Origin of the sequence: Pedobacter sp. Leaf250 (assembly GCF_920984735.1) — a bacterium.
In the GTDB taxonomy this organism is placed as follows: domain Bacteria; phylum Bacteroidota; class Bacteroidia; order Sphingobacteriales; family Sphingobacteriaceae; genus Pedobacter.
Genome location: NZ_CAKLBU010000001.1, coordinates 183,792 through 207,711, shown reverse-complemented (window position 1 = coordinate 207,711; position 23,920 = coordinate 183,792). Strand labels below are relative to the sequence as shown.

Here is a 23,920-nt window from a genome sequence, read left to right as displayed (position 1 = left end):
AGGACTGAGTGTTTGAGGCAAAGTTGCATAAAATGATTGAATTTAAAATCTCATAGAAAATTCAATCATTCCAAACTCATTTATTCTATCATTAATTTTTACATTCATTCATTCAAAATTCTCTCATTCAATCATTCATTCCTTCCCGCATTAAATTTAAAAAACCTATTTTTGCACTTTCAAAAAAAAAGCATGATTCATTTCTTCTCTAGTCATCCTGAGCCTGTCGAAGGGCAATCGCAAGTGGTTTTTGTTCTTCAAACAGATAAATCGCTTTCCCAAAATGATATTACTAAACTTGAATGGCTATTTGGCGGCGCCAGAATTTCGCAGGAAATGGCTTTAACAGGCTTTTTCGTTGGACCAAGAGCGGCAATGATTACCCCCTGGAGCACCAATGCGGTAGAGATTACCCAAAATATGGACATGCAGGGCATCATCAGAATTGAAGAATTTAAAGCTGTTGCTGAAAATTTTGCTGATTATGACCCGATGCTTTCTCAAAAATATGCTAAACTTGATCAGGAGGTTTTTACCATCAACATTAAACCTGAACCAATTTTAGAAATTACAGATATAGCCGCATACAACAAACAAGAAGGCTTATCTTTAAGTGATGAGGAAGTTGAATATTTAAATACTTTAGCGAAAAACCTGGAAAGACCCTTAACAGATTCGGAAGTTTTTGGTTTCTCGCAGGTAAATTCTGAACACTGTCGCCATAAAATATTTAACGGCACTTTTGTAATTGATGGTGAAGAACAACCCACTTCATTATTCAAGTTAATCCGCAAAACTTCGGAAGAAAATCCCAACGATATTGTTTCTGCTTATAAAGATAACGTAGCTTTTATAAAAGGGCCAAAAGTGCAGCAGTTCGCACCAAAACGTGCTGATATTCCAGATTTTTACGCAACAAGCGATTTCGATTCTGTAATCTCCTTAAAAGCAGAAACTCATAATTTTCCAACCACAGTAGAACCTTTTAATGGTGCAGCAACAGGCTCTGGTGGCGAAATCAGAGACCGTTTAGCAGGCGGACAAGGCTCATTACCTTTAGCCGGAACAGCAGTTTACATGACTGCCCTTTCTCGTTTAGAAGATGGCCGTGAGTGGGAAAAAGGTGTTGAAGAAAGAGAATGGTTGTATCAAACCCCCATGGATATCCTGATCAAAGCCTCAAATGGCGCTACAGATTTTGGAAATAAATTTGGTCAGCCACTAATTTCCGGTTCAGTTTTAACTTTTGAGCATGAACATTTCGACAAGCTCAGTAATACATCTCGCAAATTAGGTTTCGATAAGGTAATCATGCTGGCTGGTGGTATCGGTTACGGCAAGGCAAGTCAGGCACAAAAACTAAAACCACAGAAAGGCGATAACATTGTAGTACTTGGTGGCGAAAATTATAGAATTGGAATGGGTGGCGCAGCAGTTTCATCTGCTGATACTGGTCAGCATGGATCTGGAATTGAATTAAATGCGATTCAACGCTCCAACCCTGAAATGCAGAAGCGGGCGGCAAATGCGGTTCGTGGCATGGTAGAGAGTGAAGAAAACTTTATCGTTTCAATCCACGATCACGGCGCAGGCGGTCACCTCAACTGTTTATCAGAGTTGGTAGAAGAAACCGGTGGTTTAATCAATTTAGACAAACTTCCCGTTGGCGATCCTACCCTATCCGCAAAAGAAATTATTGGCAACGAATCCCAGGAAAGAATGGGATTGGTGATCAGCAACGAACATATTGAAACTTTACAGAAAATTGCCGACCGCGAACGCTCACCTATGTATACGGTAGGCAAGGTAACTGGCGATCATCGTTTTACTTTTAAATCTGAAACCACTAGAGCAAAACCGATGGATTTCGAACTAAAAGACATGTTTGGCAGCTCTCCAAAAATTGTGATGGAAGATCAAACCATCAACCGCGAATATGACGCAGTTACTTATAATAATGCACAGCTGACTACTTATTTAGAGCAGGTGTTGCAATTGGAGGCTGTAGCATCGAAAGATTGGTTAACCAACAAGGTAGACCGATGTGTAGGTGGACGTGTTGCCAAACAGCAAACCGCCGGACCATTGCAATTGCCTTTAAATAATGTTGGCGTGATGGCTCTTGATTTTCAGGGAAAAGAAGGAATTGCCACCACGGTTGGTCATGCCCCACTTTCAGCGCTGATTGATCCAGCTGCAGGGAGCCGCAATGCAATTGCAGAATCTTTATCAAATATCGTTTGGGCACCACTAAAAGATGGTTTAAAAAGCGTTTCACTTTCTGCAAACTGGATGTGGGCATGTAAAAACGAAGGCGAGGATGCCCGTTTATATGCAGCTGTTAAAGCTTGTTCAGCATTTTCCATCGATTTAGGAATCAATATCCCGACAGGTAAAGATTCACTTTCGATGAAACAGAAATACAAAAATGGTGATGTAATCGCCCCTGGAACGGTGATCATTTCTGCAGGAGCAAATTGTGACGACATTACAAAAGTAGTTGAGCCGGTACTTCAAAAGGATGGCGGTTCTATTTATTACATCAACCTATCTAACGATACTTATAAATTAGGTGGTTCATCTTTTGCACAGATTTTAAATAAAATCGGTACGGAAACGCCTGATATAAAAAATGCTTATCAATTCTCGAAAGCATTTAACACCATTCAACAATTAATTAAGGAAGATAAAATACAAGCCGGACATGATATTGGCAGCGGTGGTTTAATCACAACCTTATTGGAAATGTGTTTCGCCGATCGCGATTTAGGTGCCTCAATAGACCTGACAGCCTTAGCAGAACAAGATATAATTAAAGTTTTATTCGCAGAAAACATTGCTTTGATTTTCCAGGCAGATGTTTCGGCAGAAAAAACCTTGACTGAGGCTGGTGTAACTTTCCATAAAATCGGGGAAGTAAAATCATCAGCTACGCTGGAAGTAAAAAATGCTGCTGAAAGTTTTAGTTTCAGCATTGATCATTTACGCGATGTTTGGTTTAAAACTTCGTATTTATTGGATAGTAAACAAACCGGAAACGGCTTAGCGAAAGAACGTTACGATAACTATAAAAACCATGTTTTAAATTACAGATTCCCATTGCAATTTGATGGAAAGAAACCTGTAATCGATTCGGCTAAACCTCGTCCGAAAGCGGCAATTATCCGCGAAAAAGGAAGTAACTCCGAACGTGAGTTGGCAAATGCCATGTATTTGGCAGGTTTTGATGTGAAAGATGTACACATGACGGATTTGATCACGGGTAGAGAAACATTAGAAGACATTCAATTTATTGGCGCTGTTGGTGGTTTCTCTAATTCTGATGTTTTAGGATCGGCAAAAGGTTGGGCTGGTGCATTTTTATACAATGAAAAAGCAAGGGTGGCTTTAGAGAAATTCTTTGCCCGCCCCGATACTTTATCAGTTGGTATTTGTAATGGTTGCCAGTTATTTGTAGAGCTTGGTTTGATTAACAAAAATCACGAGGATAAACCAAAAATGCTCCACAATAAGAGTGGTAAACACGAAAGTATTTTTACTTCGTTAACCTTGCAGGAAAATAATTCGGTAATGTTATCAACTTTAGCCGGAAGCACTCTAGGCGTTTGGGTATCGCATGGCGAAGGAAGATTCTCTTTACCTTACGCAGAAGATCAATACAAAATTGTAGCCAAATACGCTTACGAAACTTATCCGGCAAGCCCGAACGGATCAGATTATAATACCGCAATGATGTGTGATGAAACCGGTCGTCACTTGGTGATGATGCCGCATATTGAACGTTCATTATTCCAATGGCACTGGGCAAACTATCCGCAAGGCAGAAAAGATGAGGTATCGCCATGGATGGAAGCTTTTGTAAATGCAAGGAAGTGGATAGAATCTAAGTAGGGAGGAAAACCTAAGATAGAGATTGGACAAAAAATCCTCTCCTCTACTTTATATCTGATAAAAAACTAAGGCTTGAGTAAAACTCAAGCCTTTTCGTTTACAATCCCACTCACCATTCCAGTTATTTGAGCGTTAAACAAATACATCTTCCATCTCACCTCTTCCATCCCACATCATCCATTTCACATCTTCCATCTCACATCTTCCATCCCTCCCTACATCAAATTAAAATTAATCGGCATATTGTAACGCACACGAACGGGCGTTCCTTTATTTTTACCTGGTTTCCATAACGGAGATTTCTTGATTACTTTCATCGCTTCTTCATCACACCCAAAACCAATTCCTCTTAAAACCTTTACATCGGTGATAGAGCCGTCTTTTTCAACTACAAAACTCACAAAAACTTTACCCTGAATACTTTCTTCTTGTGCTCGAGAAGGATAACGTAAATTACGCTCCATATATTTGGTAAAAGCTTTCATGCCGCCTGCAAATTCCGGATATTCATCTACGCCCTCAATACCCACAACAGCGTTTGAATCTCCTCCACCCTCGCCTTCTTTAACCACACCGTTGCCGTTGCCATTTGTACTCGGTGTAACCAAAGTTAAATTTGGTTTAATTTCCCCATCTTGGGTTATATTGCTCACCACCGCATTTTGAATTTCTTTTATCGTTGGTGGATCTTTAATTTCTGTTTTATCAACCACTACAATGTTCGAGGTCATTTTAACAGTTTTAACCTTAACCGGTTCTGCTTTCGCTGGCTCCACCTTTTTCTCGGGTTCAGGCTTTTTCATTTCATGAATCACATTCGTTAAATCAACCACTTTAGGTGGAACAACCTGCTCTACCACTTCTGGAAACATTTTACTGTACACCATTGGTGCAAATGCAAGTAGTAAAAATAAACTCACCGAAACCAATAAAGCTTTGGTCATAATTTTAGACGACTTCGATCTTAATTCATAAGCGCCATAGGTTTTGTTGCGGTTTGCAAATACAAGATCGAGCCACTCGGTTTTGTACACATTGATTGATGAATTGAACATAGCTATTAATTTTTTTACAGCATGATGTAGCAAAATCACCAATTCCATAAAAGAAGTAAAAAATCTATTTTCTTTACGAATAATGAAAAAATTCATTTAAAAAACATTTTTTTATTTCATTTTCAATAAAATTGATAGAAATCATACGATTGTTTTATAAAAATTAATAAAATATACTATTTTTGACAAAAAACATAACAAATTAATGAAAAGCTTAAGAACCATCGCATTAAAAGAGGCTCAAAACAGAATTTCACCAGAAGTTAAATCACCATCTTCAAAAATTTCTGATTTTTTTGGCGCTAATGTATTTGATAAGAAAAAAATGAGAGATTTCTTATCTAAGGACGTATATGAAAAATTAATATCATCAATCAACCAAGGTGAATTAATTAACGCTGAAGACGCCAATCAGATTGCGACGGCAATGAAATCTTGGGCAATGGCCTCTGGAGCAACACATTATACGCACTGGTTCCAACCGTTAACAGGTACAACTGCTGAAAAACACGATTCATTTTTTGAGCCAAGCGGCGAAGGTGCTATCGAGAAATTTGCTGGCAGTGCATTGGTTCAACAAGAACCAGATGCATCAAGTTTCCCTAACGGTGGTATCCGCAACACTTTCGAAGCTCGTGGCTATACTGCATGGGATCCATCATCTCCGGCATTTATTATGGAGAGCAAGGCAGGTAAAACACTTTGTATTCCAACCGTATTCGTATCATACACTGGTGAAGCTCTAGATTATAAAGCTCCATTATTAAAAGCATTGGCAGCGCTTGATAAAGCAGCTGTAGATGTTTGTCAATATTTCGATAAAAGCATTACCAAAGTAAATGCTTCATTGGGTATCGAACAGGAATATTTCTTGGTTGATGAGTCATTATTCAATGCTCGTCCTGACCTATTATTAACTGGCCGTGCTTTATTCGGACATATGTCTGCTAAAGGCCAGCAGTTAGAAGATCATTATTTCGGATCAATTCCAGAACGTGTTTTCACTTACATGGTTGATTTTGAAAATGAAGCGCTGAAATTAGGTATTCCTTTAAAAACCCGTCACAATGAGGTTGCGCCTTCTCAATTCGAATGTGCGCCAATTTACGAAGAAATCAACCTGGCTATCGATCACAATCAATTGTTGATGGATTTGATGGAGAAAGTTGCTCGTCGTCACCACTTCCGCGTTTTATTGCACGAGAAACCTTATGCAGGAATCAATGGATCTGGTAAACACAATAACTGGTCGTTAATTACCGATACTGGCAAAAACTTGTTGGCTCCGGGTAAAACGCCAAAAAACAATCTGATGTTCTTAACTTTCTTCGTAAACACGATTAAAGCAGTAAGCGAACATGCAGATTTATTACGTGCAAGCATTGCATCAGTAAGCAACGATCACCGTTTAGGTGCCAACGAAGCGCCACCTGCAATCATTTCAATCTTCTTAGGTTCACAATTGAACGATGTATTGGATGAGATTGAGCATTCACGCATCAGCAAAAAAATCAAAGAAGACAATGCACTTTGGTTAGGTATCCCTAAAATCCCTCAAATTTTGTTGGATAATACCGATCGTAACCGTACTTCTCCTTTCGCCTTTACAGGTAATAAATTTGAGTTAAGAGCAGTTGGTTCTTCGGCTAACTCTTCAGCTCCGATGACGATCTTAAACGCGATCATGGCTGAGCAATTGGTTAAATTCAAAGCTGAAGTTGATAAATTGATTAAAAAAGGTGATAAAAAAGACATCGCTTTATTAACGGTAATCAAAAAATACATCAAAGAATCTAAATCGATTCGTTTTGAAGGTAATGGCTATAGCCAGGAATGGGAAGATGAAGCAGCAACACGCGGTTTATCAAACATCAAAACTACGCCTAAAGCTTTAGATGCTTATTTAACTGAAAAATCGGCTGGTTTATTTGAAACAACTGGCATTTACAGCAAACGTGAAATTCATGCCCGTCATGAGATCATGTTAGAAAACTTCTACAAAAAATTACAGATCGAAGCTCGTGTAATGGGTGAAGTTGCAAACACTGCGATTATCCCTGCGGCAATTGCTTACCAAAACTCATTAATCACAAACGTTAAAGGATTAAAAGAATTGGGTATAGAAAGTAAATCATCTCTTGATATCGTTAAAAAACTTTCGGAGCATTTAGATATTGTTAAAACCAATATCGATGCCATGTTAGAAGAGCGTAAAGTCACCAACAAAATCGAAGATACACGCGAGAAAGCAATTGCTTACGACGAGAAAGTTAAATCTTACTTCGATACGATTCGTTACCATGCAGATAAATTGGAGCAAATTGTAGATGATAGCGTTTGGCCTTTACCAAAATTCAGAGAATTATTATTCATGAAATAGATTTTAAGCCTTAAGGTTTAAGGTATGGGGCGTAAGGTGTAAACTTTACGCCCTTTTTTTGATCAGGATTTTTAAGATTTAAGGATTTTAAGATTCGATGTGCTAAGTGCCAAACATACAAGCTTACATTTTCTTAAATTCCTTAAATGGTAAAACAAATTGTAAAACCTTTAGTCCTTCAGCTTACTAATCCATTTTCCATCATCTATCTTAAATATCCCATTCCCCACTACCAATTCCCATTTTTTATCATACATCTTCCCTTTCTAAAAACCTTTTACCTTTTACCTTCCACCTTTTGCCTCTATTCCTTATCTTTGCGCCAACATGAGTGATAACAGGTACAATCAACGTGGCGTTTCCGCCTCCAAAGAAGATGTGCACAATGCCATCAAAAATATCGACAAAGGAATTTTCCCTAAAGCATTTTGCAAAATTATCCCCGATATTTTAGGTGGCGATAATGAATATTGCAATATCATGCATGCTGATGGCGCTGGAACTAAATCATCCCTTGCTTATGTTTATTGGAAAGAAACTGGCGATTTGTCGATCTGGAAAGGAATTGCTCAAGATGCCATTATCATGAACATTGATGATTTAATTTGTGTTGGAGCAACCGACAATATCCTTTTATCTTCTACCATTGGTCGGAATAAAAATTTGATTCCTGGTGAAGTGATTGCCGCTGTAATTAATGGCACAGAAGAAATTTTGGCTGATCTACGTGAGCAAGGCATTTCAATTTACTCTACTGGCGGAGAAACTGCCGATGTTGGCGATTTGGTACGCACCATTATTGTTGATTCTACGGTGACCTGCCGCATGAAGCGTGAAGACGTAATCAGCAACGATAACATTAAGCCAGGCGATGTTATTGTGGCTTTGGCATCATACGGACAAGCAACATACGAAACAGAATACAACGGCGGAATGGGATCTAATGGATTAACTTCTGCCCGTCATGATGTTTTCGAGAAAGCTGTTGCAAGCAATTATCCTGAAAGCTTCGATCCGGCTGTTCCGTTTGATTTAGTTTTTTCAGGTCAGAAACAATTAACTGAGGAAATTGAAATAGAAGGTTTTGGTACAACAACCGTTGGAAAATTAGTCTTATCTCCTACACGGACTTACGCACCGGTAATTAAAAAAATATTAGAAAATTATCGAAGCCAGATCAATGGAATTGTTCACTGCAGTGGTGGTGCACAAACGAAAGTATTACATTTCATCAATGATGATATTCATGTGATCAAAGATAATCTATTTCCAATCCCTCCCTTGTTCCAATTAATTCAGGAGCAATCTGGCACCGATTGGAAAGAAATGTACAAGGTATTTAATATGGGCCATAGAATGGAATTGTATATCCCTGAAGAAATTGCTCAAAACGTTATCGATATATCGAAAAGCTTTAATATCGAGGCAAAAATTATTGGCCGTGTAGAAAAGGGAAGCCAAAAACAAGTTACAATCGAAAGCGAAAAAGGAACATTCGTTTATAATTAGAACTATATAATTACAGGAAAAAACCGAATAGATAACCTATTCGGTTTTTTTTGTATAGAGAAATTGCTGTGCATTAAAATCATTATCAAACTTCAGGATTTTAATAATATACTCGAAAGCACAAAACAGACCACTTCAATATATAGAATATTATTATCCACCTTCAGAATCCTCAATTACATCATCGCATTCGATATTAATTTAAGAGCAATTGTATTTTAAAAAATCCTTATAAATCAAAAAGCCCCAACTAAAAAGTTGGGGCTTTGATATTATGATAAGAATTTAGTATTAGTTAAAGTTATAACGAACACCGAACTGCATGTAATACGTTGAAGAAATTGTTTGAGAAGTACCGAAAGTATTTCTAACAATATCTCCTTGAGCTGCAGCCATGATAAATGTTGGCTTTGTAGTCGCTGTAACAAGAGTTGGATTTTGAGGAACCAAAATATTAGCATTGTTTACAAAATTTACATTACCCCATTTGCGGTTTAACAAATTACCTACGTTAAAGATATCTGCAGTAAATTCAAAGCTATTTTTAGATTTACCATAGTTTTTGAATACTTGCTGAGTGATTCTTAAATCGAATTGATTTCTCCAAGGAGATGTTGCAGCATTACGTTTTGCATACTCACCTCTGTGTTTACTTAAGTAAGGATCCTGAGAAATATAAGCATCAAAAATAGCAGCCTGTTCAGCAGCAGTATATGATCTTGGATATGCTCTTGTTGTAACCACACCAGCAGCATTAGTAGAAGTTACTAAGTTTGTAGGAATAGCTACGAAATTCATTTCCGATGCATCCTTCGGAATATAAATTAAATCATTTCCGTTAACACCATCTCTGTTGTAATCAGCACCATATACGTATGAATATCTACCTTGCTGAGAACCTTCATAAAATAATGAGATTGACGTTGAAAGGTTTTTCAAATATTCTTTTCTGTAAGAGATATTAGCAATAATACGATCTGGGTTTAAGTTTTGAGAAAAACTTAAAGTCGGCGTATTTGGATTTGTTGATGTAGCTGGAATCGACCATAAGTTACCTAATTGATCACCTGCTCCATCACCATAATTACGTTGATCAGAACGTGTATAGGCAATCATTGCAGAAACACCGTTTGAAAATTGTTTTGTTAATTGTGCAGTTGCCTGCCAGTTGTAACCACCTTTTGCATTAGTCATCTCCGTAACGTTTAATGCAGTAGTACCATTGGCAGTTGGAATACCTGCACTGTTTATATCAACAATCTGTCTTGCGGCAGTAGAGTTTGGAAATAAAGGTCTGTTATCAGGATAACCAGTGATATTGATTGCTGTAGGGTTTTCCAAGTTGATGTTTCTTGCAACAGCAACATTTAAATCTTTACCATAGATTCCTTCTAAAGTACCAACGATACCAAATGGTAATTTAATATCAAAGGCTAAACTTGATTTCCAGGTTTGAGGAAATTTCAAATCTGGAGACATAACACTAATCGTTCCTGGAATACTAGTTCCAGCAGCAGGCCTAGTTGCAGTAAGCAAGTTTGGAGCTATACTTGGATTAAATGATGGAACGGTTCCGCCATTGGCACTTGAATAAGTCTGCAAGTATTGTAATAAACCAGCATCACTAGATTGAGAAACGATCCATACGAATGGCACACGACCTGTGAAGATACCTGATCCACCACGAACTTGTAATGAACGATCTCCGTTCACATCCCAGTTAAAACCAAATCTTGGAGAGTAAGAAATTCTATTTTCTGGCAATACACCTGTATCTACTTTTCTACCATCTGCAAAAGTTTGTGCAGCTACTAGTGGGTGTGTTAAAATACCAGGAGAATTTGGATAAGTAGCTTGTTCGAAACGAATACCAGCAGTTAATTTTAAACGATCAGTTACAGTGAACTCGTCTTGTAAATAGGCTGAATATTGAGCAAACTTAAAGCTAGGAAAAGCTTGAGAACCATCAGCTGTTAGAGGATAAGTTACAGAATATTGCAATGGTTTTGCACCATTTTTAAAGTCTTCCCAAGATCTGAAACTATAAAAACCTGTTCCAAAACGTTGAAAACCATTTGTTGTTGTACTCAATTCAGCTTGTAAACCTAAAGTAATGTTATGTTTGCCCAGGGCTAAACTTAAATCATCACTGTAAGTATAACCTTTAACATCACGTAAGTTTCCAAAAGTAAATGGCTCATAACCAAATGTTGTTAATACGTTACCAGCATTTGCAGAAGTTGCAGTCTGTGATCCATCTAAAATATCCACTAAAGGAAATGGCGAGCTATCAGAATTTCTTGGATCATTTTGGTGTGAATAAGTAACACGTGCTACGTTAGTAAGCTTACTACCAAAGTTTGAAGTTAACTCAGCAACGGCAGAATATAAGTTAGCTGCCTGATAATAGTTTGAGTTAAAGAAAGGTAAACCAGCATTATTCGCCGTGCCCGATCTTGCATTGTTATAAGCTAATGAACCAATAACTGCAGAGTTTGTTACAGAAGTACTTGCAGATGCTGGAGTTTGACTTTCAACTTGGTTATAGCGAACACTGAAACGGTGGTTCTTAGAAATATTCCAATCTAAACGTGCAAACATTTTTTCGTTATCACTAACATTTGCATAACCTTGATAAGGTCCAGTAGCATAACCATAAGTATTAAATAAGTATGATGAAACTTCATTTAAGAAAGATGCTGAAGCTTGAACAACAGTATTAGGAGAGCCTGGTGCACCATAAGGTAAAGCTGGAGTTGAAGCTATCCTTGTAGTTCCAGGTTGAATAGTATGTTTTTTCTCGTAGTTAACAAAGAAGAATAATTTATCTTTAACGATTGGACCACCTAAACTGAAACCATAATTCTTCTCATCCAATTTTTGGATAGCTGCATCAGGAATTCTATAGGTATCACCAATTCTTTTACCTTGATTTTCTTCTCCACGCATTGTATAAAATGCATTACCTTGAAAAGCATTTGTACCAGAACGGGTTACAGCACTAACAGAACCACCAGTAAAACCTGTTTGACGAACATCATAAGGTGTTACATTGATTGAGATTTGCTCCAATGCATCAATTGAAATTGGTGAACCACCAGCAGGGATGTTTTGACCAATACCAAATTGGTTATTAAAGTTAGCACCATCTACAGTAAAATTATTCGAACGGTAATTACCTCCACCTATAGATTGGCCATTGGCTTGTGGAGTTAAACGCGTTAAATCGTTTACACTACGGGTAATTGTAGGTAATGATTGAATTTGTTGCCTTGCAATTACAGTAGAAGTTCCATTTTTATTTGAATTTAAAATGCTGTTAGCACTTTGACCTACTACTTTAACTTCAGCTAAAGTTGAACTGTTATCAACTAAAGTAAGATTAATTACATAAGGTTCGCCTATTTTCAAATAAACATCAGTAAATGTTGATGGCTTATAGCCAACAAAACTCACTTCAATAGTGTAAGGACCACCAACACGCATCGCACCAATAGTAAAACGACCATCATTGTTGGTTGATACAGAGTAAACTGTACCTGTTGGTGTATGCGTAGCTTTTACACTTGCACCAGGTAGGGCGCCTTTGGCATCCTTAATTGTTCCTGTCATTGATGATGTAGTTACCTGTGCAATAGCACCAAATGTAAATCCTACAACTGTAACAATAACGAGTACTAATCTTAAAAGTAAAGATTTGTTCATACTTTGTTTTTTAATTGTTTTTTGTTTGTTGAATAATAATCGGGGGTGATTTTATTGGCGCAAATGTAATTAATAATATTTAACAGATTTTAACATCCAATGTTAAATAATCGTTAACCATTCCAAAACTTTTCAACAATTAACATGTTAGATTAACCTTTTAAGTTTCAGTTTATTAATCGAATGTTAGCCTTATTAAATATTTATTAAAAAAAGTAATAAAATATTGCCATTATCGAATCTAAAAACCACGATAAATAGAATTTCTCCAAAAATCGCTCTTTGAAATTAATTATTTCAACAACCAAAACTGACAAATCACTGACGATTAAGATGTTTAGCGATTAATAGACCATAATAATCTCTTAAAACATTATTATAAATGCTAAACCTGATAATTACTCAATCAATTTTCGAAAATTTCAATTATAAATGAATACTTATTGAAAGGTTGTTTGTCAATTTTCAAATTTTGACAATGTATCTCTATAATCATCACTGCCAATTAACATTTTTTTTTTAGTTTTGGCAATTAGTGGTTCTATGATTAGCACCACATTGTAATGTGAAAGATGGCCTAACCGTCAATCCGAGAATTATCCTGAATTTGGAGACTGCTTCCACAAGAAGATTACGACATTGATAAACGATTAAAAGCAAAACTCTTTATAAAAGGTATGAATTACGACGTTATTGTTTTAGGCAGCGGCCCAGGTGGTTATGTAGCTGCAATCAGAGCTTCACAATTAGGAATGAAAGTTGCAATTGTAGAGCGTGAATCATTAGGTGGTATTTGTTTAAACTGGGGTTGTATCCCTACTAAAGCACTGTTAAAAAGTGCACAGGTATTTGAATATATCAATCATGCTGCTGACTATGGAATTACTACCGCAGGTGCAACAGCAGATTTTGCTGCAGTTGTAAAACGCAGTCGCGGTGTTGCTGATGGCATGAGTAAAGGTGTTCAGTTTTTGATGAAGAAAAACAAAATCGATGTCATCATGGGTACTGGTAAAGTAAAACCAGGCAACAAATTAGAAGTTAAAGGTGCTGATGGTTCTCAAAAAGAATTAACCGCTAAAAATATCATTATCGCAACCGGCGCTCGCTCAAGAGAATTACCTAATCTTAAACAAGACGGCAAAAAAATTATCGGCTATCGCCAGGCAATGGTACTTCCCGAATTACCAAAAAGCATGGTGGTTGTAGGTTCTGGAGCTATTGGTGTAGAGTTTGCATATTTCTATGCAACAATGGGTACAAAAGTAACCATCGTCGAATTTATGGAAAATGTGGTTCCGGTAGAAGATGAAGATGTTTCTAAACAATTATTGCGTAGTCTTAAAAAAGTTGGTATCGATGTTATGACTTCAGCTTCTGTTGAAGCAGTTGATACTGCTGGCACTGGCTGTAAAGTATCAATAAAAACAGCATCGGGTATGCAAACAATCGAAGCCGACATTGTACTTTCGGCTGCAGGTATTGTGGCTAATATCGAAAACATTGGCCTGGAAGAAACCGGAATCAAAACCGAAAAAGGTAAAATCGTTACTGATGAATTCTATAATACTTCAGTAAAAGGTTATTACGCTATCGGCGATGTTGTTGGTGGTCAGGCTTTGGCTCACGTAGCATCTGCAGAAGGTATTATTTGTGTGGAGAAAATTGCTGGTCAACATGTAGAGGCATTAGATTATAACAATATTCCGGGCTGTACTTACTGCACACCTGAAATTGCTTCTGTAGGTTATACAGAAAAGGCTGCAAAGGCTGCTGGTTATGAATTAAAAATCGGTAAATTTCCTTTCTCAGCATCAGGTAAAGCAAGTGCTGCTGGTGCAAAAGATGGTTTCATCAAATTAATTTTCGATGCCAAATACGGTGAATTGTTAGGCGCACACATGATTGGTGCCAACGTTACCGAAATGATTGCTGAAATCGTTGTAGCCCGTAAATTAGAAACTACTGGACATGAAATGATTAAATCAGTACACCCTCACCCTACCATGAGCGAAGCAATTATGGAAGCCGCTGCTGATGCTTACGGAGAAGTAATACATTTATAAAATTAAATTATCAATATTATTAAAAGGGAGTTCAGTTTTGAGCTCCTTTTTTTGTTATGGCTATAGTCACATAACTAAGCAGATCAAGTATTGATAATATCAAGCATATTGCTTCGCACCTCACAACGAATGAATTAGGTCATCCATTAAAACATTTAGCTCTTTTATCTGTTCGATTATTAACTTACAAAATTTTCATTAAAAACTAAAGAGCACATTATGCATTGGATTTTACTAATTATAGCCGGATTATTCGAGGTTGGATTTACTACATCATTAAAATTATCAGAAGGATTTTCAAATTGGAAATGGGCTACTGCCTTTGTGGTTTGTGTCATTATCAGTTTTGTGTTTTTAACCAAGGCAATTGAACAAATTCCGCTAGGTACAGCTTATGCCATTTGGTCGGGTATTGGTGCTGTGGGTACCGTTTTGGTCGGAATACTCTACTTTAAAGAGGATGCCAACTTTTGGAGAATATTTTTTATAGGTTTACTAATCCTTTCTATTGTTGGATTGAAAATGGTAACACCTGATAAATCTGCTTAATTCCGGAACATAAAGAATTAAAATATTTCAATTATAAAATCCTTTCAGTAAATCCTGAAGGGATTTCTTATTTTTAACAGATTTGAGAATGCTGGGTACCTGTGTATTGGTATCTGTAAAACTGCTTAATATTATAATGAAACTACACACAATAAATACTGGATTATTTAAACTAGATGGTGGTGCCATGTTTGGGGTTGTACCTAAAGTGATATGGCAAAAAACGAATCCTGCAGATGCAAATAACCTTTGTACTTGGGCCATGCGATGTCTTTTGATAGAAAATGAAGATAAACTTACGCTTGTAGATACGGGTATAGGCAATAAACAAGATGAGAAGTTTTTTAGTCATTATTTTTTACATGGTGAAGATTCATTAACCAGATCGCTATTTAAGTTAGGTTTTGGCTTAGATGATATTACTGATGTTTTTTTAACGCATTTGCACTTTGATCATGTTGGAGGTGCCGTTACAAGAGAAAATGACAAACTTGTTCCAACCTTTAAAAACGCAAACTACTGGAGTAATAAAAAGCACTGGGATTGGGCAACAGAACCAAATCCTAGAGAAAAGGCATCATTTTTAAAAGATAATATTCTGCCAATTCAAGACAGTGGGCAAATGAAATTTATCGATGAGAAAGAAAATATAGAATGGCAAAAGAATATCAACATCAGCTTTGCTTATGGCCATACTGATGCAATGATGCTTCCCAAAATTAATTACAAAGGCAAAACAATAGTGTATATGGCAGACCTCCTACCCTCTGTTGGACATTTGCCACTGCCTTATGTAATGGCATACGATATGTTTCCATTAAAGACCTTGAAGGAAAAACAGGCATTTTTGGAGGAAGCAGTAGACAACGATTATATTTTGTATTTAGAGCACGATCCAATTAATGAATGTTGCAACTTGCAAAGAACTGAAAAAGGCATTCGTGTGGCCAGTACTTTCGATTTAAAGGATATATAAATGATCAGACCAGCAAAACCATCGGATGCAGATAGTGTGGTGCCGCTAATTATTCAGGCTATGGGAGAATTGGCTGGAAAGTTTGTCAATTCAAAAAGCCCGGAAGTTATTTCAAAATTTTTCCTGCACTTCTTTCAATTAAAAAACAATCAATACAGCTTCGAGAATACATTGGTGTATAGTGAAAATGAAGAAATTATTGGCTCACTAAATGCTTACGATGGTGCAAGCCTGATTAAACTCAGGGATAATTTTCTTGCAGATCCCATGAGCAGTAATGAAACGTTCAACTCACATCCCGAACCGGAAACACAGGAAGGAGAATTTTATTTCGATACAATTAGTGTAAAACCCAGTGCACAAGGAAAAGGAATTGGCAAGGCGCTTATTCATGCTGGAATAGCCTGGGCTAAAAAACTTGGACACAAACAAGTTGGCTTATTGGTTGAAAAAGAAAATACCAGAGCAAAAGAATTGTATGAAAAATTGGAGTTTAAAACCCAAAACACAAAAATTTTCTTCGGCGGAACTTATTTACATCTGATTTTTAATGTTGAGGTTAACTAGTGCAATTGTCACATTACAAATTTATTTAATTTTTATTTGTATTTAATCTAAATAATGAGCAATTTCGCAACTGATGGAAAAAGCTTGTATCGATATCAATGAACTGGTTAACGTATTCTCAAATGCACATGGCTCTGTTTATCAATCAGATAAATTAAATTGCTTTTATGTTGATTTTGGTGGAAAATTTGCCAAGTACAATTGTCTATCGCTTCAAAAACTTAAAAAGGTTGTGGAGCAAATTGATATTGAAGAACTTTTATTAAATACACACCGAGCAGATTTTGAGCTACTTACCTTTAACGGATGCGATCATATCTACTTATTAAGTGCCTTAGAAATTGTCGCTTTAAAAGATTTGTTACAAGGTGCATTTACCATGTTTAAATTAAATCACCTGATTAGTGATTGTCTTTATAGATTAGTTTATTAGTTCATTTGCTCAATGGTTCATTAGTTCAATGGTTCATTAGCCAATTGTTTATAGGTTCATTAGTTATTAGTTCTTTGATAATTATAGTTAGTTATATAAACTGCGATATAATCTTTGCTCTTTAATCTTTTCTCCTTGACCCTTCCTTACTATCTCCCTAACTTACAGCAAGTATCCGTTTGGCGTTATTCATTCGATCACCTGTTTTCTATTCCCTATTCCCCATTCCCAGAATATCTCATCCGCATATCATTATTTAAACTCATTACAAATAACTTATTATCAGCAATTTAGACTAATTTCATATAGCAAATAAATGATATAAATGAACAAATTCACATTACATTTGTATTGTTATTAAAGCACAGAAATTATGAAAGATTTAATGCGTATAAAATGTTTAATATCACAGGATATTGAAACACTTTTAAATCAGCAAATAAAAAAAGAAGCCCACTCTTCATCATTATATTTATCAATGGCATCATGGTGTAACCAAAATGGTTACGACTTCTCTGCTGATTATTTCACAAAGCAATCAGAGGAAGAAAGAATGCACCAGTTGAAATTGTTCAAATATGTTTTGGATATGGGCGGTAATGCAATTTCTCCAGAAGTAACAGGAATCAAAACTGACTTTGCCGGATTCAGAGAAGTTTTTGAAGATGCCCTGGAAGCAGAAATTGCAATTACACAAAGTTTTAAAAATTTAGCATCGAGATGCCATAAAGAACAGGATTTTGTTACTATGGAATTTTTAAACTGGTTCTTGAAAGAGCAACGTGAAGAAGAATATAAAGCACGTAGAGCATTAGAATTATTTGAAGTAATTGGCGAAGAAGGCACTGGAAGATGGGAAATTGATAAGCACGTGAATAAAATCACCTATTCTGAAGATTAAGAATTACAACTAACAAAACAAATATTTAAGCCATCTTTAGTGAGATGGCTTTTTTTTGTTTTACAGATCGTCACCCCGAGTTCGTTTCAGAATCTCATCCGCATAAAAAACATATTAACAAGGCAGTCATCCTGAACTCGTTTCAGAATCATAAATATTTAATCAATCGCTTCACCGAATGAGCATAAAAAAGAAAGCTTACATTGATATCAATGTAAGCTTCTTTTAGTTTAGTTTGTTTGGTTGTTATGTTGATTATGAATAAGTCTGAAGAATTTTATAAAAAAAGCGCCGTTGCCAGCGCTTTTCTTAAACCAAATATATAATAATAATTAACGAGCATCACAAAAGTACAAACTTTATTCATATAAGCAAGCAATATTTATAAATAAATAAAAATATTTCACTAAAAAATTATTTAAACACAAAAATTGATCGATAATTTTAATAAAAAGACCTAAGAATTGATATAAAATTTATTTTTTGTAAATATTTTATGATTTTTTACTACCAAAATCATACATTAAGCAAATATTTAAGTCAAATGATAGAAAATTTTATAAAAAATTACTTAAATCATCCCAAAACTTATGATGAAATGTTTCTCAATAGTGAAAATTACAGAAATCACTACTCAAATTTCATCAATAACTTCTCTAAAGAATCTCTCGAAAACCTAAACAAAAAGGAAGAGTTGGCTAAAAAACTCTTCATGAGTCAAGGCATTACCTTTACCGTTTATGATAGCGGTGAAGGAATTGAAAAGATATTCCCTTTTGATATCATCCCCCGCATCATTACCTCTGGTGAATGGTCGTTTATCGAAAAAGGAATTAAGCAACGCCTGAAAGCACTAAATCTTTTTCTAAAAGACGTGTACAGCAATCAATTTATCATTAAGGATCAAATTGTGCCCATTAATGTAATTTATTCCTGTCCGCATTTTTTAAGAGAAATGCATAATGTGAATGTATTACACGATATATACATACACATTGCCGGCATCGATTTAATCAGGGATCACGACGGAACCTTTTATGTATTGGAAGATAATCTGCGTACGCCTTCCGGAGTAAGTTACATGCTCGAAAACAGAGAGATTACGAAACGGCTCTTTCCAGATTTAATTCCACAATGTGGCGTAAGAAGTGTTACAGAATACCCGGCTATTCTGTATAAAAACTTAATGGCACTCTCACCACGAGCGGTTTCCAATCCTACAATTGTTCTGTTAAGTCCTGGTATGTATAATTCTGCATATTATGAACATACAACCCTTGCGAGGTTAATGGGTGTAGAACTGGTTGAGGGACGCGATTTGGTGGTTAAAAATCAGAAAGTTTTCATGAAAACCACTACGGGCCTACAACAGGTAGATGTAATTTATCGCCGGGTAGATGATGACTACCTAGATCCATTAGTATTTAACCCGAATAGTGTATTAGGTGTTGCAGGTTTAATGGGCGCTTATAGAAAAGGAAATGTAGCCATAGTTAATGCGGTGGGCAATGGTGTTGCCGATGATAAGGCCGTTTACACCTACGTTCCAGATATGATCAAATATTATCTAAACGAAGAACCCATTCTAAAAAATGTGCCCACCTACCAATTGAGCAACCGCGATGAGCTGGATTATGTTTTTCAGAACATCAATACGATGGTGATCAAAAAAACCAACGGCAGTGGTGGTTATGGCATGTTAATGGGCCATGCTGCAACTGAACAGGAAACTGAAGAATATAAATTAGAGATTTTAAAAGACCCACGTAATTTCATTGCCCAGCCCACCATCAGCCTTTCTTCTGCTCCCTGCTTTATCAACGGAAAATTGGCACCCAGAAGAATTGATTTGCGCCCATTTGCGTTGAATGGCCCCGATGGAATTTCAATTGTTCCAGGCGGATTAACCAGAGTAGCTTTAAAAGAAGGTTCTTTGGTTGTAAACAGTTCGCAAGGTGGCGGCAGTAAAGATACATGGGTTTTAACTTCTTAGAATACAAATATGTTAAGTAGAGTAGCATCGAGCTTATATTGGTTAAGCAGATATGTGGAGCGCAGCGATGGAATGCTTCGCATGTTAAAAATAAATTATGCCTCATCGCAAGATACCATTCAGGAATTTACCTGGAAACCAGTAATCAGAATTTTTTCAGCTGATGATGAGAATGAACTATTGGACATTCAACACGATAGCAGGGCTGTAATCGAATATTTATTATTAAACCGTGAAAACCCAAATTCCATTTTAAATATTGTAACGCTTGCAAGGGAGAATGCCCGAAGTGTACAGGAACACATTCCTAAAGATTTATGGCAATGCTTAAATGAATATTACCACACGGTAAAAGATGAAAAGCTGCTTTGGTATGTTCAGAAAGATGATCCCATTACCGCTTTAGACATCCTGATTAAACAGGTGATGTTGTATCATGGCACTGCCGATAGCGCAATGGAACGTGGTGAGAGCAGAAGTTTCATGAAGATTGGTAAACATTTAGAACGAAGTATTCAATCTATTGATATTCTGGATATAAAATTCAGTTCGATCAGTGACAATCCAGATTTATTGACAGATATTGCTTATTGGAAACATTTACTATTATCATTAGGTGGCTACGAGCTTTATTTAAAAACCTATCGCCAGGGCTTTGATGCTAAAAACATTATTGAGTTGGTAATGCTGAACAATGATTTTCCAAGGTCTGCATTGTACTCCATGCACAATATCGAACGTTATTTTGGCAGGTTAAAAATCGAAAGTAATATTGATCATTACAATAACTTGTCTTTTAAAATTGGAAGATTAAAGAGTATGATTACCTACAGCTCCGTAAACACCATGCAAGAAGAGCAACTCCACGATTATTTAACCGAGATAAGAGCCGAACTTTTTGGCATCGGAAATCTTTTAAACGAATATTATTTCGCAAATTCATAACATTAACATAATCATCCCGATTAATAATAATAACAGAACAAGAATATGCCAATTTTTAAAATCAAACACATCACCAACTATAAATATGAGTCGCCAGTTCGGGATAGCGCAAATCAGATTATTTTATTTCCGATAAAAGATGATTTTCAGAAAGTAATTAAACATGATCTTAATATTTCAGGAAGCCCTGAAATTGAAATTTTCATCGATTATTATGGAAACGAAGTTGGAACTTTTACCCAAAACGAACCGCATACCCAGTTAAAAATATTCTCGAAAGTGAGTGTAGAAACTTTTGCGAAGCCGCTACCTCAAGATGATATGTTTAGCAGCGAGCAGTGGTATAGTTTAGATACAATTAAATATGAAGTTCCTTATATCGACTATTTGCGACAGGAATTTTTCAATGGAATCGATCTGCTTAAGGAAACTGCTTTGGCGATCAAAACCGATGAAGACACGCCATACCAAACCGCAATTAAATATTGCGCCCATGTTTTCAGTAATTTCGAGTATATAAAAGGAATTACTGCGGTGGATACTACTATTGAAGAAATCCTGAAACTTAAGGCAGGCGTTTGTCAGGATTTTGCACACGTACTTACTGCTATGTTGAGGTTAACAGGTATTCCATCTCGTTATGTAAGTGGCTACATTTGTCCAAACAAAGATGGTATGCGTGGCGAGGGCGCTACACATGCCTGGGCAGAAGCATATTTACCCGAATATGGCTGGCTGGGTTTGGACCCGACCAATAACTGCATTGCCAACGAAAAACATGTTCGTTTGGCTGTTGGCAGAAATTTTGCCGATTGCTCCCCTGTTAAAGGTGTTTATAAAGGTGGTTTCGAACACATTATGGAAGTGAATGTGTCTGTAGGTTATAATGATGAAGACTTTATTGATAACGAAAATTATTTTCAACCTAAAGAAGTTAATTATACAAAACCGTCGGGATTAGCTACCTCTGTTAGAAAACAAAATAGCTACCAGCAGTATATGGAGGCGATGCAGCAGCAGCAGCAGCAACAATAACGATCAGGATTTTTAAGATTTAAGGATAAGGTAGGATTTAGCCATCCGATGAATATTTGCTTTTTGCCGAGATTCATCGGATGACTTTTTTTATTATTATTTATTCAATGAGTATTTATATGATCTAGTCATCGGATGAATATCTGCTTTTTGCTTATATTCATCCGATGACTTTTTTATTAATCAAACAATAACATGAGTAAAATAAAAATAGGAAGTTTACTTACATTAAGCATTGTTTTGCTTTATGGGTGTAAAGAAGATAAAAAATCTACAAGTTTAGGACCAATTACTCCTGATATAATTAAACAACACATTTCCGTATTAGCTGATGATTCTTTACAAGGCAGGCGGCCGTTTACTGTCGGTGAAACCAAAACCGTTAATTACATTTCTTCCGAACTCAAAAAAGCTGGTGTAGAACCTGGTAACAATGGAAGTTACATTCAAAAAGTGCCAATGGTCGAAGTTACCTCAACCCCATGGGCCAATATGGAAATTACAGGTGGAAAAGAAAACCTCAAATTTAAAGCTGTTGACGATTTCGTTGCATTTACACGTAGAGAACAAGATACAATCCAATTAAAAAATTCGCCGTTGGTTTTTGCTGGTTTTGGAATCGTTGCGCCAGAATTTAACTGGAACGACTATAAAGATTTAGATGTAAAAGGAAAAACGGTAGTTGTATTAATTAGTGATCCTGGTTTTAAAGCCAATGATAAAAAATATTTCAGAGGCGACACCATGACTTATTATGGCCGCTGGACTTACAAATTTGAAGAAGCAGCCAGACAAGGTGCTGCTGGAATCATAATTGTGCACCAAACGGATGCTGCAAGTTATGGCTGGTCGGTAATTACCAATAGTAACACAGGCGCCAGATTATATTTGCAGGCGGCAGATAAATACAAGTCGCGGTGCAAACTGGAAGGTTGGATGACCGAACAGGCAGCTACCAAATTATTGGCTAATGCCGGAATCACTGGAGATATTCGTGCCTATGCCCGTAAAAAGGATTTCAAAGCAGTAGCATTAAATCAGACTGTAACGGTTGGTTTAAGCAATAAATACAAATATTCCACTTCGCAAAATGTGATTGGAATCATTAAAGGAAGCAAGAGACCGAATGAAACCATTATTTATTCCGCACATTGGGATCATTTTGGAATAGGCCCAAAAATTAATGGCGATTCCATTTACAATGGAGCTGTAGATAATGCAAGTGGCGTGGCAGCAATGTTATCCATTGCTAAAGTTTTTAAGCAAACAAAAGAAAAACCAGAAAGATCAATCGTATTTTTAGCAGTTACCGGAGAAGAACAGGGTTTATTGGGTTCGGAATATTATGCTTTAAATCCAGTTTATCCATTAAATAAAACAGTAGCCAATTTAAACATGGATGCGCTTGGCTTTTATGGCGAAACGAAAGACATTTCCATCAAGGGAAAAGGTCAAAATGAAGTGGAAGACTACATTGTTAATGTACTTAAAGATAATAATTTAAAAGCTGTTGGCGATACAAGGCCGAGTGCGGGAAGTTACTATCGTTCAGATCATTTCAATTTTGCTAAAGTGGGTGTTCCTGCAATTGATATTGTGAATGGTTTCGATAGCAAAGAACACGGTGCAAAGTGGGGACAAGAACAACGACTTGGCTATAATGAAAAACATTACCACCAACCTTCTGATGAATACTCGCCTCAAATGAATACTGCTGGTTTTGCGCAGATCGCAAACATTTTATTTACCGTGGGTTATAAATTAAGCAATGAAACTACTTTTCCTCAATGGAAAGCAGGATCAGAATTTAAAGCCGCAAGAGATAAATCGGTTCGCTAAATAGCAGATTCCAATTTTAGATGTATAATCAGAAAACCAACAATTTAACAATTAAGCAATTTCAACAATTCAACCA

General features: G+C 36.4%; 15 protein-coding genes. 13 read left to right on the top strand and 2 right to left on the bottom strand.

What is annotated here, in order from left to right:
- The first annotated feature begins 171 nt into the window (after positions 1-171).
- Entirely contained in the window at positions 172-3,891 is a 3,720-nt protein-coding gene (purL, locus tag LUA91_RS00975; protein ID WP_255717732.1) for a phosphoribosylformylglycinamidine synthase, read from the top strand.
- A 215-nt stretch (positions 3,892-4,106) separates the two neighbouring features.
- Here the strand turns inward: purL and LUA91_RS00970 are convergent, their stop codons facing one another.
- The gene (locus LUA91_RS00970; protein ID WP_231424083.1) at positions 4,107-5,042 is read right to left on the bottom strand and encodes an energy transducer TonB; all 936 of its coding nucleotides are present in this window, start codon (positions 5,040-5,042) and stop codon (positions 4,107-4,109) included.
- Between the two features lie 109 nt (positions 5,043-5,151).
- On the opposite strand from LUA91_RS00970, the gene LUA91_RS00965 reads away from it, so the two are divergent.
- Positions 5,152-7,326, top strand: coding sequence for a glutamine synthetase III (locus LUA91_RS00965; protein WP_231424082.1), 2,175 nt, complete (start codon positions 5,152-5,154; stop codon positions 7,324-7,326).
- 327 nt (positions 7,327-7,653) lie between these two features.
- Positions 7,654-8,835: an AIR synthase related protein gene (locus LUA91_RS00960; RefSeq protein ID WP_231424081.1), complete on the top strand. Its 1,182-nt coding sequence runs from the start codon at positions 7,654-7,656 to the stop codon at positions 8,833-8,835.
- A 291-nt stretch (positions 8,836-9,126) separates the two neighbouring features.
- Here the strand turns inward: LUA91_RS00960 and LUA91_RS00955 are convergent, their stop codons facing one another.
- Positions 9,127-12,540 carry a TonB-dependent receptor gene (locus LUA91_RS00955; protein WP_231424080.1) on the bottom strand — a complete coding sequence of 1,138 codons (3,414 nt, stop codon included), beginning with the start codon at positions 12,538-12,540 and terminating at the stop codon, positions 9,127-9,129.
- Between the two features lie 677 nt (positions 12,541-13,217).
- Here LUA91_RS00955 and lpdA point away from each other — a divergent pair.
- The 10 genes from lpdA to LUA91_RS00905 all read left to right on the top strand — a co-directional run bounded on the left by lpdA (position 13,218) and on the right by LUA91_RS00905 (position 23,844).
- Positions 13,218-14,606, top strand: coding sequence for a dihydrolipoyl dehydrogenase (gene lpdA, locus LUA91_RS00950; protein ID WP_231424079.1), 1,389 nt, complete (start codon positions 13,218-13,220; stop codon positions 14,604-14,606).
- 219 nt (positions 14,607-14,825) lie between these two features.
- Positions 14,826-15,155 (top strand): multidrug efflux SMR transporter, encoded by a 330-nt coding sequence (locus LUA91_RS00945; protein WP_231424078.1) that lies wholly within the window; start codon positions 14,826-14,828, stop codon positions 15,153-15,155.
- A 136-nt stretch (positions 15,156-15,291) separates the two neighbouring features.
- A complete protein-coding gene (locus tag LUA91_RS00940) occupies positions 15,292-16,131 on the top strand; it encodes an MBL fold metallo-hydrolase (protein ID WP_231424077.1) in 840 nt (279 codons plus the stop codon).
- Positions 16,132-16,698 (top strand): GNAT family N-acetyltransferase, encoded by a 567-nt coding sequence (locus LUA91_RS00935; protein WP_231424076.1) that lies wholly within the window; start codon positions 16,132-16,134, stop codon positions 16,696-16,698. It begins immediately after the preceding gene.
- Positions 16,699-16,771: 73 nt separating this feature from the next.
- Positions 16,772-17,131, top strand: a complete 360-nt coding sequence (locus tag LUA91_RS00930; RefSeq protein WP_231424075.1) for a hypothetical protein — start codon at positions 16,772-16,774, stop codon at positions 17,129-17,131.
- Between the two features lie 373 nt (positions 17,132-17,504).
- The gene (locus LUA91_RS00925; RefSeq protein ID WP_231424074.1) at positions 17,505-18,032 is read left to right on the top strand and encodes a ferritin; all 528 of its coding nucleotides are present in this window, start codon (positions 17,505-17,507) and stop codon (positions 18,030-18,032) included.
- A 544-nt stretch (positions 18,033-18,576) separates the two neighbouring features.
- Positions 18,577-20,025, top strand: coding sequence for a circularly permuted type 2 ATP-grasp protein (locus LUA91_RS00920; protein WP_231424073.1), 1,449 nt, complete (start codon positions 18,577-18,579; stop codon positions 20,023-20,025).
- A 9-nt stretch (positions 20,026-20,034) separates the two neighbouring features.
- Positions 20,035-20,970, top strand: coding sequence for an alpha-E domain-containing protein (locus LUA91_RS00915; protein WP_231424072.1), 936 nt, complete (start codon positions 20,035-20,037; stop codon positions 20,968-20,970).
- 45 nt (positions 20,971-21,015) lie between these two features.
- Entirely contained in the window at positions 21,016-22,005 is a 990-nt protein-coding gene (locus LUA91_RS00910) for a transglutaminase family protein (protein WP_231424071.1), read from the top strand.
- Between the two features lie 195 nt (positions 22,006-22,200).
- Positions 22,201-23,844 (top strand): M28 family metallopeptidase, encoded by a 1,644-nt coding sequence (locus tag LUA91_RS00905; protein ID WP_231424070.1) that lies wholly within the window; start codon positions 22,201-22,203, stop codon positions 23,842-23,844.
- Positions 23,845-23,920: the final 76 nt, after the last annotated feature.

Excerpts from the sequence above, each read along its gene's own strand:
- LUA91_RS00940 (WP_231424077.1), top strand. The coding sequence starts at position 15,292 with ATGAAACTACACACAATAAATACTGGATTATTTAAACTAGATGGTGGT.
- LUA91_RS00960 (WP_231424081.1), top strand. The coding sequence starts at position 7,654 with ATGAGTGATAACAGGTACAATCAACGTGGCGTTTCCGCCTCCAAAGAA.
- LUA91_RS00905 (WP_231424070.1), top strand. The coding sequence starts at position 22,201 with ATGAGTAAAATAAAAATAGGAAGTTTACTTACATTAAGCATTGTTTTG.
- LUA91_RS00965 (WP_231424082.1), top strand. The coding sequence starts at position 5,152 with ATGAAAAGCTTAAGAACCATCGCATTAAAAGAGGCTCAAAACAGAATT.
- LUA91_RS00935 (WP_231424076.1), top strand. The coding sequence starts at position 16,132 with ATGATCAGACCAGCAAAACCATCGGATGCAGATAGTGTGGTGCCGCTA.
- LUA91_RS00915 (WP_231424072.1), top strand. The coding sequence starts at position 20,035 with ATGTTAAGTAGAGTAGCATCGAGCTTATATTGGTTAAGCAGATATGTG.
- LUA91_RS00945 (WP_231424078.1), top strand. The coding sequence starts at position 14,826 with ATGCATTGGATTTTACTAATTATAGCCGGATTATTCGAGGTTGGATTT.
- LUA91_RS00970 (WP_231424083.1), bottom strand. The coding sequence starts at position 5,042 with ATGAATTTTTTCATTATTCGTAAAGAAAATAGATTTTTTACTTCTTTT.
- LUA91_RS00930 (WP_231424075.1), top strand. The coding sequence starts at position 16,772 with ATGGAAAAAGCTTGTATCGATATCAATGAACTGGTTAACGTATTCTCA.
- LUA91_RS00955 (WP_231424080.1), bottom strand. The coding sequence starts at position 12,540 with ATGAACAAATCTTTACTTTTAAGATTAGTACTCGTTATTGTTACAGTT.
- LUA91_RS00925 (WP_231424074.1), top strand. The coding sequence starts at position 17,505 with ATGAAAGATTTAATGCGTATAAAATGTTTAATATCACAGGATATTGAA.
- lpdA (WP_231424079.1), top strand. The coding sequence starts at position 13,218 with ATGAATTACGACGTTATTGTTTTAGGCAGCGGCCCAGGTGGTTATGTA.
- LUA91_RS00920 (WP_231424073.1), top strand. The coding sequence starts at position 18,577 with ATGATAGAAAATTTTATAAAAAATTACTTAAATCATCCCAAAACTTAT.
- LUA91_RS00910 (WP_231424071.1), top strand. The coding sequence starts at position 21,016 with ATGCCAATTTTTAAAATCAAACACATCACCAACTATAAATATGAGTCG.